18 protein-coding genes are annotated in these 15,399 nt (G+C 28.9%); 2 read left to right on the top strand and 16 right to left on the bottom strand.

Annotated elements, in window-relative coordinates:
• Positions 1-5: 5 nt before the first annotated feature.
• From hisC to gap, 8 genes are all read right to left on the bottom strand, one after another.
• The gene (gene hisC, locus CRU95_RS10105) at positions 6-1,112 is read right to left on the bottom strand and encodes a histidinol-phosphate transaminase (RefSeq protein ID WP_129101012.1); all 1,107 of its coding nucleotides are present in this window, start codon (positions 1,110-1,112) and stop codon (positions 6-8) included.
• A gap of 14 nt (positions 1,113-1,126) precedes the next feature.
• Positions 1,127-2,194 carry a chorismate mutase gene (gene pheA, locus CRU95_RS10100; protein WP_129101011.1) on the bottom strand — a complete coding sequence of 356 codons (1,068 nt, stop codon included), beginning with the start codon at positions 2,192-2,194 and terminating at the stop codon, positions 1,127-1,129.
• On the bottom strand, positions 2,191-2,970 hold the full coding sequence (locus CRU95_RS10095; protein ID WP_129101010.1) for an HAD-IIA family hydrolase: 780 nt from the start codon (positions 2,968-2,970) through the stop codon (positions 2,191-2,193). The genes pheA and CRU95_RS10095 overlap by 4 nt, the downstream gene beginning before the upstream one ends.
• Positions 2,971-4,179, bottom strand: coding sequence for a diaminopimelate decarboxylase (gene lysA / locus CRU95_RS10090; RefSeq protein WP_129101009.1), 1,209 nt, complete (start codon positions 4,177-4,179; stop codon positions 2,971-2,973).
• A gap of 209 nt (positions 4,180-4,388) precedes the next feature.
• On the bottom strand, positions 4,389-5,216 hold the full coding sequence (fabI, locus tag CRU95_RS10085) for an enoyl-ACP reductase FabI (protein ID WP_129101008.1): 828 nt from the start codon (positions 5,214-5,216) through the stop codon (positions 4,389-4,391).
• 1 nt (position 5,217) lies between these two features.
• A complete protein-coding gene (locus tag CRU95_RS10080) occupies positions 5,218-5,922 on the bottom strand; it encodes a triose-phosphate isomerase (RefSeq protein WP_129101007.1) in 705 nt (234 codons plus the stop codon).
• Between the two features lies 1 nt (position 5,923).
• On the bottom strand, positions 5,924-7,120 hold the full coding sequence (locus CRU95_RS10075; RefSeq protein WP_129101006.1) for a phosphoglycerate kinase: 1,197 nt from the start codon (positions 7,118-7,120) through the stop codon (positions 5,924-5,926).
• Between the two features lie 8 nt (positions 7,121-7,128).
• Positions 7,129-8,127 (bottom strand): type I glyceraldehyde-3-phosphate dehydrogenase, encoded by a 999-nt coding sequence (gap, locus tag CRU95_RS10070; protein WP_129101005.1) that lies wholly within the window; start codon positions 8,125-8,127, stop codon positions 7,129-7,131.
• A gap of 90 nt (positions 8,128-8,217) precedes the next feature.
• Between gap and nadD the strand changes: the two genes are divergently transcribed.
• Together nadD and rsfS are read left to right on the top strand one after the other, a co-directional pair.
• Positions 8,218-8,754, top strand: coding sequence for a nicotinate (nicotinamide) nucleotide adenylyltransferase (gene nadD, locus CRU95_RS10065; RefSeq protein ID WP_129101004.1), 537 nt, complete (start codon positions 8,218-8,220; stop codon positions 8,752-8,754).
• A gap of 13 nt (positions 8,755-8,767) precedes the next feature.
• Positions 8,768-9,094, top strand: a complete 327-nt coding sequence (gene rsfS / locus CRU95_RS10060; protein ID WP_258238677.1) for a ribosome silencing factor — start codon at positions 8,768-8,770, stop codon at positions 9,092-9,094.
• 117 nt (positions 9,095-9,211) lie between these two features.
• On the opposite strand, the gene argS is transcribed toward rsfS, so the two are convergent.
• From argS to CRU95_RS10020, 8 genes are all read right to left on the bottom strand, one after another.
• A complete protein-coding gene (argS, locus tag CRU95_RS10055) occupies positions 9,212-10,804 on the bottom strand; it encodes an arginine--tRNA ligase (RefSeq protein ID WP_129101003.1) in 1,593 nt (530 codons plus the stop codon).
• A gap of 10 nt (positions 10,805-10,814) precedes the next feature.
• Entirely contained in the window at positions 10,815-11,048 is a 234-nt protein-coding gene (gene tatA, locus CRU95_RS10050; RefSeq protein WP_129101002.1) for a twin-arginine translocase TatA/TatE family subunit, read from the bottom strand.
• Between the two features lie 78 nt (positions 11,049-11,126).
• Positions 11,127-11,513 (bottom strand): CrcB family protein, encoded by a 387-nt coding sequence (locus CRU95_RS10045; protein ID WP_129101001.1) that lies wholly within the window; start codon positions 11,511-11,513, stop codon positions 11,127-11,129.
• Positions 11,513-12,202, bottom strand: coding sequence for a 1-acyl-sn-glycerol-3-phosphate acyltransferase (locus CRU95_RS10040; protein ID WP_129101000.1), 690 nt, complete (start codon positions 12,200-12,202; stop codon positions 11,513-11,515). Before CRU95_RS10040 ends, CRU95_RS10045 begins: the two co-directional genes overlap by 1 nt.
• Positions 12,183-13,382, bottom strand: a complete 1,200-nt coding sequence (locus CRU95_RS10035) for a hypothetical protein (protein WP_129100999.1) — start codon at positions 13,380-13,382, stop codon at positions 12,183-12,185. The genes CRU95_RS10040 and CRU95_RS10035 overlap by 20 nt, the downstream gene beginning before the upstream one ends.
• Positions 13,383-13,417: 35 nt before the next feature.
• Positions 13,418-14,092: a phosphoribosylformylglycinamidine synthase subunit PurQ gene (purQ, locus tag CRU95_RS10030; protein ID WP_129100998.1), complete on the bottom strand. Its 675-nt coding sequence runs from the start codon at positions 14,090-14,092 to the stop codon at positions 13,418-13,420.
• Between the two features lie 4 nt (positions 14,093-14,096).
• On the bottom strand, positions 14,097-14,342 hold the full coding sequence (gene purS, locus CRU95_RS10025; RefSeq protein ID WP_129100997.1) for a phosphoribosylformylglycinamidine synthase subunit PurS: 246 nt from the start codon (positions 14,340-14,342) through the stop codon (positions 14,097-14,099).
• Positions 14,343-14,409: 67 nt separating this feature from the next.
• Complete coding sequence (locus CRU95_RS10020) at positions 14,410-15,378, bottom strand: phosphoribosylaminoimidazolesuccinocarboxamide synthase (protein WP_129100996.1); 969 nt, start codon at positions 15,376-15,378, stop codon at positions 14,410-14,412.
• Positions 15,379-15,399: the final 21 nt, after the last annotated feature.

Here is a 15,399-nt window from a genome sequence, read left to right as displayed (position 1 = left end):
TTAATCTATTTTAATTTTTCTAACACTTCATCCAACATAGAAAATACTTTTGTATTTTGTTCATTTGTACCAATTGTAATTCTTATTGCATTTTGTCCATATCCAGTTAAATCTCTAACTATAATACCCAGTTCTAAAAGCTTTTGAGCTACTTCTTTAGAGATATATTTATCTCCCATATAAATTGCAATAAAATTTGTATATGAAGGAATATAATCAAAACCTCTTGATTTTGCATACTCTTCATATCTTTTCATCTCTTCAAAGTTTTTAGCAATACAAGTAGTTACAAACTCTTCATCTTTTAATGCTTCAATAGCTGCTGCTAGTGTTAAAGTTGTAATATTAAATGGTGCTCTTAATTTATAAAGAGTTTTTATAATATCAGCCCCAGCAATACCATATCCAACTCTCATACCACCTAAAGCATAAGCTTTTGAAAAAGTACCTAAGTAAATACAATTTGGAAATTTACTAATTAAATCTTGTGGTATTACTTTTTTATTTTCATCTTTATATGCTGCAAATTCATTATAAGCTCCATCAACTACAACTAAGGTCTCACTATCAACTTGTTCTAAAAACTCATATACATCTTTTGTATCTACAGCTTCACCTAAGGGATTATTTGGCAAACATAAAAATATAACATCAGCACCATGTTTCTTGTACAAAGCTAAAAATTGTGCTAAATCATGGGTATGAGATTCTGTTTTTATTATTTGAGAACCTGTTTGTTTACCATAAATCTCATACATAGCAAATGTTGTTTTTGCCATAAGTATTTTAGAGTCTTTTTCACATTTTGCATGTACACAAAATTCTATAATTTGATCACTTCCAGAACCAATAATAACATTAGATGAATCAACATCAAACTTTTTACCTAAAGCCTCTTTTAACTCATACATAGAATCATCTGGATAAACAAACATATTCTTTACTAACTCTTGAATTTTAGCAGTAACTTTTGGACTTGTTCCATATGGATTCTCATTTGAAGCCAATTTTATAACATCTTTTGGATCTACACCATACTCTCTAACAACTAATTCAATTGGTTTTCCAGCTTCATAAGTTGTAACATTTTCTAAAACTTCATTAAATTTCATTTATTTTCCTAAAATTAAATATCATCTATTTCTTTAACATATGAACCCAAGAACTTAATAGATTCTTTATGTTTTTTAAATATCTCTTTTACATTTTCATCATCTTTATGCCCATTGAAATCAATAAAAAAGATAGAGTCACCTTCAACAATATGTGATTTTATCTTAGTTAAATTGATTTTAGCCTTATCAAAGTCAGTTAAAAACTCCACTAAAACACCCTGTAAATTTGGTAGTTTTACTAAAATAGATGTTTTATCATTTCCACTTTGTGCATTTTCAAAGTCGCTTATTATAAAAAATCTAGTTTTATTATTGTCTTTGTCTTCAATATTTTCAAATAAGATTGGAAGATTATACAATTTTGCACCGACATGTGAACAAATAGCAGCACTATTTGGTTCGGCTAAAGCTAATTTTGCAGCTTTTGTTGTTGACTCTACTGGAATATGTTCCACCTCATCAAGTCCAAAATTTTCTAAGAATCTTCTACATTGTTCAAAGGCAATATCTTTTGAATATATCTTTTTAATATCTTTTACTTTATCACAAGTTGTTGCAAGAGTATGGTGAATATTTAAAACAACTTCAGCAATAATTTTTAGATTATAAGTGCTTAGACAATTTATTGTATCTGAGACTATTCCATTAGAAGAGTTTTCAATAGGAATAACTCCAAATCTTGCTTTTTTTGTACTAACTTCTCTAAATACACCTTTAATAGAACCAATTGAAATATATGAACTCATAGCTCCAAATCTAGCTTCGGCTGCTTGGTGAGTAAAACTTCCCTCAGGCCCTAAATATGCAATATTTTCTGGTAATTCAAAATTTCTACTTATTGCAAATATCTCTAAGAAAAATGCTTCAATCGCAGCTCTATTTAATTTACCTTTATTTAGAGTATCAAGTCTATCAATAATAGCTTTTTCTCTCTCTGGTCTATAAATAGCTCCACCGCTTTTTGCTTTTAAAAGTCCCACTTCATGAACTAAATCCATTCTTTTATTAATAAGTTCTAAAAGTTCATCATCAATTGCATCTAACTTTTTTCTTAACTCTAATAATCCAGCTTCACTCATATTTCACCTTTATTTAAAAGATTCAAAACTCCACCTATATCTTTACATATAAAATTAGGTTTATCTTTTTCATCTAAAGTAGATAGTATCTCTTCTTCACTTTTTATTTTTCCACTTAATACCAAACAAGAACTCATACCCAAATTTTGAGCTCCTATTAAATCACCTATCATATCATCAGAGACTATCATTATATCTTTAAAATCTACATTAATAATATTTTTAGCACTTTGAAAAAACCCAATAGAAGGTTTTCCAACTACCTTATAGTCTTTATTAGTGGCAAATTTTATCATCTTCATAATTGCCCCAACACCTGGGTATCTTCTTCCATCTTTTGAGTATATAGAAGTATCATGCATACCAATTATGCTATTTACCATTAGAGCAATTTCTATCATAGAAGCATAATCTTCATTTGTGTAATCTTTTTTAATAGAGACTATTAACTCTTTTGGATTTTCATAATCTAAAATATAACCCAAATCAACCATTGTTTTTAAAAATTCATCTGTCCCAAATGCTGCAACTGTTTTTTCATTTGTTACAGTGTTTAAGATATAAAAAGGATCAATATAATTTTTTATATTAAATCCTTTGTCATTTAAAAACTTTTTAAAATCTTCGCTTTTAAATTTAGTGTTGTTTGTAATTACAACATAAGGTATGTTTTTTTCATTTAAAGTGTCAATAAATTCTATTGCACCATTTATTGGATCTTTATTAATATCATCAATTAATGTACCTTGTACATCAATGAAATAAGCTTTATTCATTTATTTTATAAATTCCTCTTCAAGTGCAATTATATCTTCAAAAGTTTCTCTTTTTCTTATAAGTCTATCTTTACCATTTTCCACAGCAATTTCAGCAACTCTACCTCTTGTATTGTAGTTAGATGCCATCGTGAAGCAATAGGCCCCTGCAGAATAAATAGCCACTAAATCATTATGCTCAGTTTTTGGTAATTTAATATTTTTTGCAAAAAAGTCTCCACTTTCACAAATAGGTCCAACTAAATTACAATCAGATATATCAGAACTTTTATCAATAACTTCAATTTTGTGTTGAGCGTTGTATAAAGCTGGTCTAATTAAGTCATTCATAGCCCCATCAACTATCACAAATCTTTTATCACCATTTACTTTTTCATATAAAACTTTTGTAATAAAAGTTCCAGCATTTCCAACCATAAATCTACCTGGTTCACATACAACTGTTATATCAAGTCCAAACATAGTCTCTAATACTGATTGTGCATACTCATTTGTATCAATAAGTTTCTCATTATCATAAACAATACCAAGTCCTCCACCAATATCCATAAAAGATAGCTCTATTTTTATAGCTTTTAAGTTTCTAACTAAATCAGCTACAATTTTTACAGACTCTTTTATAGGGTCTAGTTGAGTTAATTGAGAACCAATATGCAAATGAATTCCAACAGGATCTAGATTATCCGAGTTTTTACATTGGATATACATTCTTTTTGCAGTATCAATATCAACTCCAAATTTATTCTCATGTAATCCAGTTGAAATATATGGATGTGTTTGAGGGTCAATGTTTGGATTAACTCTAATAGAAATTCGAGCAATTTTACCTAACTCTTTTGCAATCATCTCTACTCTATTTAATTCAGCATCACTTTCAACATTTATCATCAAAATATCTAAACTAAGAGCTTCTCTTATCTCATCATCAATCTTCCCAACCCCTGAGAAAATGATTTTATAAGGAGCAATTCCCACTTTTAAAGCACGTTTTACTTCACCAATAGATACACAATCAGCACCAGCACCAAGATTGGCAAGGTGTTTAATAACAGATAAATTTGAGTTTGCTTTAACAGCATATGCAACCAATGATTTTCTGGCTTTAAAAGCATCTTTTAATTCATTATATTGACTTGTAATATAATCAAAATCATACACATAATAAGGTGTTTTATATTTGTTTGCTAATTCTTTAAAATTAATATTCATTTCATTCCTATGTTTTCTAAAATCTTAAATCTAAATTCCAAGAATTTAAATCAAAAACTTTTATACTAAAGATAAGTAGTTAGAAAGTGTGAGATTTTGAGTGAAGTTCAAGGCGAAAAACAAATTTTAGGCAGGAGCTTACATTAGTAAGTGAGTGTCTAAAATTTGTTTGACAACGCAGAAATTCGCCAAAAGCTTACGCTTTATGACTATTTATCAGTTCCGTTCCATGCTATGGTTGGACGACCCTCTTCATTGAACTCAACCGCTGGCATACCCATGATATTATAACCACAATCCACATAATGGATTTCTCCAGTAACTGCACTTGATAAATCAGATAACAAATACATCCCAGAGTTTCCAACTTCATCAGTTGTTACATTCTTTTTAAGTGGTGAGTGTGCTTCGTTCCATTTTAACATAAATCTAAAATCACTAATTCCAGCTGCTGCTAAAGTTTTAATAGGTCCTGCGCTAATTGCATTTACTCTAATTCCATCTTTTCCTAAATCTTCTGCAAGATATTTTGTAGTCATCTCTAAAGCTGCTTTTGCGATACCCATAAGATTATAGTTTGGAATATACTTTGCTCCACCATAATATGTAAGTGTAAGAATAGAAGAGTTTTCACTCATTAATGGTTTTAACTCTCTTGTAACTTCAATAAGTGAGTAAACAGATACATCCATAGCCACATCAAAAGCCGATTTTGTAATATCATAAAATCTCCCAGATAATCCCTCTTTTGGAGCAAAGGCAATTGAATGAACGATAAAATCTATTTGACCTAAATCTTTTTCTAAAGACTCTTTTAATGCTTTAATCTCATCAGGATTTGATACATCACAAGGATAAACTAAATCTTCACTATCAAATTCAGCAGCGATTGGCTCAACTCTTTTTTTCAAAGAATCATTTAAATATGTGAAAGCTATCTTTGCACCTTGTGCAGCACACGCTTTTGCAATACCATAAGCAATAGACTTATTATTTGCAACACCTAAAATTACACCTTTTTTACCATTCATAATCATATTATAGTCCTTTTGTGTTTTCTAAAATTTGAACAAAATCTTCTTTTACCCAAGAAGCTGTCCCTATTAATGCCCCATCAACTCCATCAAGTGAACAAATTTGTGCAACATTTTCTACTTTTACACTTCCACCATAAAGAAGTGGTTTATCTATTTTGCTTTTTATTACACTATGAACTGATTTTATATCTTCAGTTGTAGCAGTAACTCCAGTTCCTATTGCCCAAACTGGTTCATAAGCTAAAATAAGATTTTCATAATTTGTATCAATTCCAACAAACTGATCATAAATATATTCTAAAGTTTGCTCTAGACCTTGCTCTTTTACTTCCAAAGGTTCACCAATACAATAAACTATTTTATATCCTAGTTCTTTATAAAAAGAGTATTTTTTAGCAATTTCTTCTTGAGATTCACCTAAAATATGTCTTCTTTCACTATGTCCTATTAATATAGTTTTTATATCAAATTCATCAAGTTGTTGAGTTCCTATTTCACCTGTAAAAGAACCTTTATTTACACTATAGGCATTTTGTGCCCCAATAGTTAAATTAGAACTTGTTTCATAATTATCAAAAGATGTAGCTGTTGGGAAAATAATTACTTCCACTTCTTTTTCTTTATTCAAATACTCATTTACAAAAGAGATATACTCTTTTGTACTAGCTCTTGTATGGTTTGTTTTGAAGTTTGCTGCAATAATCATATTAATCCTCTAAAAGTAAGGCTTTTACACCTGGAAGAATTTTACCTTCGATTAACTCTAGAGAAGCTCCACCACCAGTTGAGATAAATGTCATTTCATCTTCATCCCCAGTTATTCTAACCAAGTCAGCAGTATCTCCACCACCTACAACAGTTGTTGCAAAAGATTGAGCAACTGCATGGGAAACTCTTGTACTTCCTTTTGCAAATTTATCCATTTCATAAACACCCATTGGTCCATTCCAAAGAATTGTATTTGCATCATTTAATGCTAATTTAAACAGTTGTGCCGTTGCAGGTCCAATATCCAATCCAAACCAATTTTTTGGTATCTCTTGAACAGTTACAAGTTTTGCAATTGCTTCTGCATCAAAAGCTTCAGCAGCAACTACATCAACAGGCAAATAAAGTTTTACTCCAAGAGCTTTAGCTTCATCCATAATCTTAATTGCTTCAGGAATCAAATGCTCTTCTACTAAAGACTTTCCAACTTCTAATCCTAAAGCTTTTAAAAAGGTAAAAGCCATACCACCACCAATAAGTATTTTGTCAACTTTTGGTACAAGATTATGTAAAGCCTCAAGTTTTCCAGAAACTTTTGAACCACCTACAATTGATACAAATGGTCTTTTTGGATTATGCACAATATGATGGAAAAATTTAATCTCTTTTGCAAGTAAAAATCCAGCTGCTTTATGTTGCATATCAAAATATTTTGTAATACCTTCAACAGAAGCATGCGCTCTATGAGATACACCAAAAGCATCATTTACATAAACATCTGCCATTGATGCAAGTTTTTTTGCAAACTCTTCATCATTTTTAGTTTCACCTTCATGAAATCTAAGATTTTCTAAAAGTAAAATATCACCTACTTCTAAGTTTTTTGCAATCTCTAAAGTATCATCTTGAACAATATTTTTAGCCATTTTAATCTCTTGTTTTAGAAGAGTATGTAATCTTTTTGCAATAGGTTTTAAAGAATATTTTTCATCAAAAGGCTCTTTTGGTCTTCCAAAATGAGAAGCTAAAATAACTGAACAATCATGATCAATACAATATCTTATTGTATTAAGTGCACTTCTTATTCTTCTATCATCAGTTATATTATTATCTTCATCCATTGGAACATTAAAATCACATCTAATAAATATTTTTTTACCAGATATGTCAATATTCTTAAGCTCTTGTAATTTCATTTATATCCTTAGTTTTTAGCTACGTAAACAGCCATATCTATTAATCTTGAAGAGTATCCCCACTCATTATCATACCAACTCATAACTTTTATCATATTCCCACCAATTACTTGTGTTAAATCTGAAGCTATAATTGTAGAGTTTGTATTTCCTACTAAGTCACTTGATACCATCATTTCATTGTCAACGGCTACTATTCCAGCAAACTCTTTTGCTTTTGATTCAAATAAAGCATTTAACTCTTCTTTTGTTGTATCTTTTCTAACTACAAAGTTTACATCAACCATAGAAACATTTGGTGTTGGAACTCTTACACTTTGACCATGTAATTTTCCATCAAGTTGAGGCATAATTAATTTCATTGCTTTTGCTGCACCTGTTGTAGTTGGTATCATATTTTGAGCCCCTGCTCTTGCTCTTCTTTTATCTTTATTATGTTTTACATCTAAGATATTTTGGTCATTTGTATATGAGTGAATTGTTGTCATTAAACCTTTTTCAATCCCATAAGCATCATCAATAATTTTAGCTATTGGTCCTAAGCAGTTTGTTGTACAAGAAGCATTTGAAACAATTAATTGCCCTTTATACTCTTTTTCATTAACACCTAATACAAAAGTTGGAGTATTATCTTTTGCAGGTGCAGACATAACTACTTTTTTTGCACCATTATCAAGATGTACTTGACAAGATTCTTGTGTTAAATATGCACCAGTACATTCTAAAACTACATCTGCTCCACAATCTTTTGTAAAAGTTAATTCTTTAGCATCTCTTGTTGAATAAAGCTTTGCATTGATTTTTCCCATCTTTAAAAATCCATTTACAACTTTTACATCTCCATTAAAAGTTCCATGAACAGTATCATATTTCGTGATATACTCTAGCATCTCAACAGAAGCTGTATCATTAATCGCAACTAATTCTACGTCATCTCTTTGTTCAATAATTCTAGCAACACATCTACCAATTCTTCCAAAACCATTTATAGCAACTTTTATAGCCATTTCGTCCCTCTTATTTTTATATATATTTTAGGCATTTTATCTAAAAGTTGCTATAATATAATTTAAGTATAATACAAAGGATTATATTAAGTGCAAATTGCAATTTTTGGTGGTAGCTTTGACCCGGTGCATATCGCCCATGAAACTATCGTAATAGAAGCTTTAGACAAACTTGACTTAGATCTAATTATTTTAGTTCCTACTTTTTTAAATCCTCAAAAGATAACTTCACATTTAAGCCCAAATGAAAGATTGTATTTATTGAGTAAAAATTTCAAAGATTGTGAAAAAGTTATAGTTAGTGATTATGAAATAAATAAAAACAGACCTGTATATTCTATAGAAACAATACAATATTTAAAAGAGTACTACAACCCTGATAAAACATATTTTATTATTGGTGCAGACAATTATGAAAAATTAAATACTTGGTATAAAGTTGATAAGATTTTAAATGAAGTAGAATTGGTTGTTGTTACAAGAAATGGATTTTGTAATGATATTTATGATAATATATTGACTTTAGAAGTAGATATTGATATAAGCTCTACTGAATTAAGAAATAATTTGGACTTAGAGTTTGTTCCAAATAAAATAAAAGATGATGTCAAAAAATTTTGGCACTAAAAAGGTACATATATTGACTAGAGAAGAAACAATTGTAAAAGTCTTAGAAGATAAGAAAGCAGTAAATGTTGAACTTATCAATCTTAAAGACAAAGATTATATTGTAGATTTTGTTGTTATTGCAACAACATTAAATGCTAAGCATGGATTTGCTTTATTAAACTATTTAAAAGAAGAATTAAAACCAGCTGGTGAAGAATTTTTAAGAGTTGATGATAATGATGATTGGACTGTTATTGATTTAGGAGATGCTTTTATACACCTAATGACAGAAAAAACAAGAGAAAAATATTCATTAGAAGAGTTCTTAAGTGAACTAGAGATTACAAGAGAGGGTTAATTCACCCTCCTCTCATAACTTTTCCATAATTACCTGTGGCCTCTTTTGCTCCACCCATGTAACCTGTAACTATTGCTAAAGTAAGTATTGCGGCGAAAATAATAATGATCCATTTCATTACATTACCTCCTTGGCCTCGATTCCTAATAATTTTAAACCTGTTCTTATTGATAAAGAAACTACACTTAATACTTTTAAGTAACTATTTTGTTCTTGTGTTTCTAATATCTTATGTTCATTATAGAACTTATGAACTGAAGATGCAAGATTATACAAATAATCAGTTATTTTTTGCATATCCCTTTTTTCAAAAGCTTCATTTATAACTGTTGGTAAAAGTAAAGCTTCATAAATTAAGTTTATACTATCTTCGTTTAAATCTCCAAATTTTTCATTTATTACATCTTTTGGAGTTAAGTTTGCTTTTACAAATACTTGATTTATTCTAGCGTGGGCATAATTTATATAAAATACTGGATTTGAAGAATCTTGGTTTTTTAAAGTTTCTAAATCAAATTCCAAGTGTGTATCACTTTTTCTTGTCAAAAATACAAATCTTAAAGCATCAGCACCAATTTCATCAGAAATATCACTCATAAGAATGAAGTTACCTTTTCTCTTACTCATTTTATAAGGCTCTCCACCTTTTAAAAGTTGTACCATCTGAGAAAGAATAATTTCTAATTTAGATGAATCATTTCCTAAAAACTCAATTGCAGCTTTTACTCTTGTAATATATCCATGGTGATCTGCACCCCAAATATTTATGTATCTATCAAAGTTTCTATCATATTTATTTTTATGATAAATTATATCACCAGCAAGATAAGTAGGGATCCCATTGTCTCTTACGACAACTCGATCACTATCATCACCATGTGCTGTTGATTTTAAAAATATTTTCTCATCTTTTTCATACAAAGAACCATTTTTTTCTAAAACATTTTTTGTATCTTCCCATGAAGAGTATAAAGAGTTTTCTGAAATAAAAGTATCAAACTCTATTCCAATATCTTTTAAATCTTTTTTTATGATTTTTAGAACTTCATCTTTAGCAAACATTGCCATTTCTCTAAATCTTGACTCATCATTAAAAATATCATCGCCAAAATTCTTTTGAATCTCTTTTGCAATATCAACTAAATATTCACCTCTATAATAAGACTCTGGATACTCAACTGTTTCATTTAATAAAAACTCACGTCCAGCTAATGATACAGAAAGACCAAGCATATCCATCTGAGCACCAGCATCATTGATATAATATTCTGTTTGCACATCATAACCCAAGTGTCTTCCAACACGAGCAAGTGTATCTCCAAAAATTGCACCTCTTGCATGACCAATATGAAGTGGTCCAGTAGGATTTGCACTTACATATTCTAAAAGAATTTTTTCATTTTTATTTTCACCTTTTGCAAATGAGTTTTCATCTTCAAAAAGTTTTGAAATAAGATTTTCTAAAAATGTATTAGAAAGTTTAAAATTAACAAATCCTTTTACTGCTGTTACATTATCAAAAATCTCTGAGTCATTAAACTTATCAGCTAATTCTTGTGCAATTTGCATTGGATTTTTTCGTAATTCTTTAGCCAAAGAGAATGCAACAGGTGTTGCAAAATGACCTAAAGATATATCTTTAGGTTTTTCTAAAACTAAATTTTCTAATTTTAGTATTTCTTCTATATGTTTTTTAACTAAGGTTTGCAACTACTAATCCCTAAACTTTTTTTGTATCTTCTGCATTAACTGATTTTTCAGCTTTTTTATCTTCTATTTCATCTGCTTTATCAGTTTTAACTACTTCTTCTTCATCGTCTTCTTTAACTGCTTTTTTAAAGTTTTTGATTCCTGAACCTAAACCTTTTGCTAATTCTGGTATTTTTTTACCACCAAAAAGTAATAAAACAACCAACGCAATTAATATCCATTCCATACCACCTGGCATACCCATAGTATTCTCCTATATTGAACTTGTCATAAAATTAAGAGGATATTATATCTTCTTAATCCTTAAATAAATTGCACTTATTTATCTAAGCAAAAAGTGAATAAGTTTATATCCTCCACCAGCTGCTACGATTGTCCCAAAAAGATTTAAGAACATACTTGTAGTTGCAAGAAAAATTGAAGTATTAAGCAAAAAGTAACTCTCAATTGCGAAAGTTGAATAAGTAGTAAAGGCTCCTAAAAAACCTGTAGTTAAAAAAGATTTCAAAGTATCTGAAACTGTGTAATGTAAAAAAATTGCAAATAAAACGCCAATAATGAAACTTCCTACAACATTCACAGTTAAAACGCCCCAAGGAAATTCTGACTTCATAGATAAATTCATATTATGAGTTATATAAACCCTAGAAATTGCCCCAAAAAAGCCTCCACATCCAACTGCTAAAATTGTTTGCCATGATAATGTCATTAGAGCTCTTTTTTCATTTCTATTGATAATATTTCTCTCATTTTTTCTTCTGTGTCTTTGTACCAATTAGTCGATTTATCTGCTTGAACTGGTTCTAAATAGATAATCTTCACAATACCAGGATTTGCATCAAGTTTTTGGGAATCAAGAATATTTTTTGTATTTATTATTATTAATGGTTGTACGCGTAAGTTTAACTTGTTTGCAACCATTGCAGCTCCTGGTTTAAAAGAGCCCATAGTTTTACCATCACCTCTTGTACCTTCAGGGAAAATAGCGATTGGTCTATTTTTAGATAATCTATCTTTTGCATCTTTTATTAGTTTTAACAAACCAGTTTTATTTTCTCTATCAATAGTAATCATGTCTGGAGCTTTCATAATATGACCAAAAAAGATTAGATTTGTAATCTCTTTTTTACCTACCCAAGCTAAGTGTTTATTATGAAGGTGTTCTATTACAATGATGTCTAATAAACTTTGATGATTCATAATTACCATATCACATGTTTCATCCATTTTTCCAACTTGTTCAAAAGTGATACCTAAAAAATATATTTGAAGTCTCATCCAAAGTTTTATAATTTTGTGTACATGATTTCTAAAAGTATACATCCCAATAACAACAAATGCAACACTAATTGTAAATTGTATTAATACAATTATTCCTCTAATTCTTGCTAAGATCATTTTCTTTAACCCATCCAATCATACTTTTATCGCCTTCTCCTAAAATAACCTTTACAAAGTCACCTCTTTTAATAGAAACTTTCACTTCATATTCTTTATCAGTTTTTTGGAAAATAGTTGATTTTTTTGTAGGAAGAATATAAATATAACTATCCTTTTTTAATATTTTTGTTTTATTAGGAATAGAATAAAGAAGTAATATAATGGCACTTATTAATGCAATAATTAAATAAATTTTTTTTCTCTTCCAAATATATATTATAAAAAACAATACAAATAAACTTCCAAAAACGACTCTTTTGTAAAATAAGATATTACTTTTATTTGGATTTAAATCTGTTTGTGTACTTACTAGTTCATTTTCCAATACAATTGGAATATTGATAGTTATAAATTTTTTCTGATCACTATTATAATAAGAAAAATCAATCTTTTTAGTATGAACAGGTAAAACTAAATAGTATAATAAATTTTGTTCAGGATATTTATCATCAATACTCGATACTCCTTGTTCTTTTACATTTTTTATATAAAAATCTTCCAAATTTGATTCATTTGCATTAATGTCCATAATTGTGATTAATTCGTCATTATTATATTGTTTTGTTTTATAAGCATTTATTACTAAATTCTTTGCAATTATTGAAGAAAAATTTTCTATATTTTTACCAATTTCTGTGAAAGAAACTTTTTTTGCTTGTATATTTTCAACTTCAATTAAAACATTACTTTTATATATCGCAACTTGAAAAGTTGGTATTGCAAAATCTGATTGACTTGCTTTGAAATAGAACATATTTTCAAAGGTTTTATCTTCAACTTCTGTCCAAGGAGATTGAGGATTTATTACATTCATATTTTTTGAATTAATAAACCTTGTTTCTATTCTGTCATAATCATCACTTGTTATTATTGCTTTTAAAATAATTTCAAATCTTTGATTTTTGAAAATATTGTTTGGAAAAGATTTATAACTTAGGTATATATTTTTTTCTGCTGATATATCTTGTGCATCTGGCTTTATTATTTCTTGATAATAATCTGGTTTTAATTCTTCTGCTTTAGTGCTATTATTAGCATCAAAAACCGAAGTTTCAGTGTTAGTTAGCTCAGTACTATTTTGTGATTCATTTGCGAATAATGTAAGTGAAATGAGTAGTAAATAAAAAATATTCTTCATATTTTTCCTATTTTTAAGAAGTAGAAAACTACTTCTTAATTATTTAAAAAACCTTCTAGCATCTTAACACCATCATCACATCCAAGAAGTGTTTCAATTGCTCTTTCAGGATGAGGCATAAGTCCATAAATATTTTTTTCTTTATTACAAATACCTGCAATATTTGAAACAGAACCATTTACATTTGAAAGGTTCCCTTTTTCATCACAATATTTTAACAATATTTGATCATTTTCTTCAAGCTCTTTTAATCCATTTGCATCAATAAAATAATTTCCATCATGATGTGCAATTGGGATATTAACTACATCATTTACTTTTAATTTATTAAGAAATTTATTGTTATTGTTTATTACTTTTAAATGGTTATATTTTGAAATAAAATGTAATGAACTATTTCTTTTCATAGCACCCGGAAGAAGTCCAGCTTCAAGTAAAATCTGGAAACCATTACAAATACCTAAAATCTTTCCACCATTTGCTGCATACTCTTTTACTGATTCCATAATATTTGCAAATCTTGCAATCGCACCTGATCTTAAATAATCACCATAAGAAAATCCACCTGGAATAACTATTAAATCAACATTTTGGGGTAATGTACTCTCTTTATGCCATATAATTTGAACATTAGCACCTAATTTTTCAAATGCATATTTTGTATCATACTCACAATTTGTACCTGGAAATTGTAATACTGCTACATTCATAATTCTACTCAGTAATTGTAATATTGTAATCTTCAATTACAGTATTAGCTAGTAATTTTTCACACATTTTTGTAACTTCAATTTGTGCTTCTTCTTTTGAGCTAGAATTTAATTCTAAAATAATTTGTTTTCCAATTCTTACATCTTTAACAACTTCTTTAAATCCTAAAGTGTCTAACGCATGGTGTGTTGCTTTACCTTGATCATCTAAAACACCTTGTTTTAACGCTACATTTACGATTGCTTTCATTTATTACCTTCAATTTATATTTTTGCGATTATATCTAAAACTAGCTGAAGTAGTTTTTCTAAAAAAACTATTTCTTAATAATGCTACTGCTTAATCTGTTATGGATAGTTTTATATCCATTTAAAACCTCATTCTTTATAGAATCAGGAACTTCAACATTCAATTTTTCCCCAGCTTTTAAATCTTTTGCTTTTTCTTTCCAATTGTTTTCTTTAGCAAAGTTTCTAAGAATTTGTTTATCCATTGAGATAAAGTTTTTAGCATCAAAGTTCTCTTTTGAGATAAATCTTGAACTCTCTGGAGTTAAAATCTCATCACCTAAAATCCATTCACCTTTTGCATTCACAAATACTTCAAGTTTTGTATCTACAACAACTATGCCATTATCTTGTGCATATTGAGTAAACTCTTTAAAAAGTCTTTCTAAACTAGAGATAATTTCAGGAAATTTTTCTCTTACACTTGCCGAGTTTAGAGGAATATCTTTTACACCTTTTGTAGTTGGAGTAAAGATTGGAGTTTCAAATTTATGCCACTCATTTAAATCTGATGATAAATTTAAACCATAAGGATCATTACCACTTTTTGTAGCTTCAAATAAAGAACCTGTTAAATAGTTTCTAAAAATAAATTCAAACTGTACAACATCTCCATCAATTTCAGCTTCTAAGGCTTTGCACAACTCCATTATTTGGCATCTTGGTGCTATACTTAAAGTAGGGTCTACATTTTCAGATAAAACAGCTGTTCTTATACCTGCTTTATTTGCAAATTTAGCTCCACTATTTGAAATAGCTGTTTGCCAAACTCCCTTTTCTTCAATCTCTAAATTTAAAGGAATATCAAATACTGAACATCTATCACTTCTTACAAGTAATACTTTTGCTCCATCTCCTGGGCAAGTATAAAGATCAGCATTTTTACCAATATAAAATAGGTTATAACCTAAATCTTCTAATTGTGCAATACCTTTTTGTGTAGTTGTTTTCTTTGATTGTGGCCAAAGACCAAGAGCTACAATATCACTAATATTCATTTATTTTCCTTTACTTATATT

The organism is Arcobacter sp. F2176, from assembly GCF_004116465.1.
Lineage (GTDB): Bacteria > Campylobacterota > Campylobacteria > Campylobacterales > Arcobacteraceae > Arcobacter > Arcobacter siniprincipis.
Note: the sequence above shows the minus strand (reverse complement) of the source record. Positions and strands in the feature narration are given on the sequence as shown.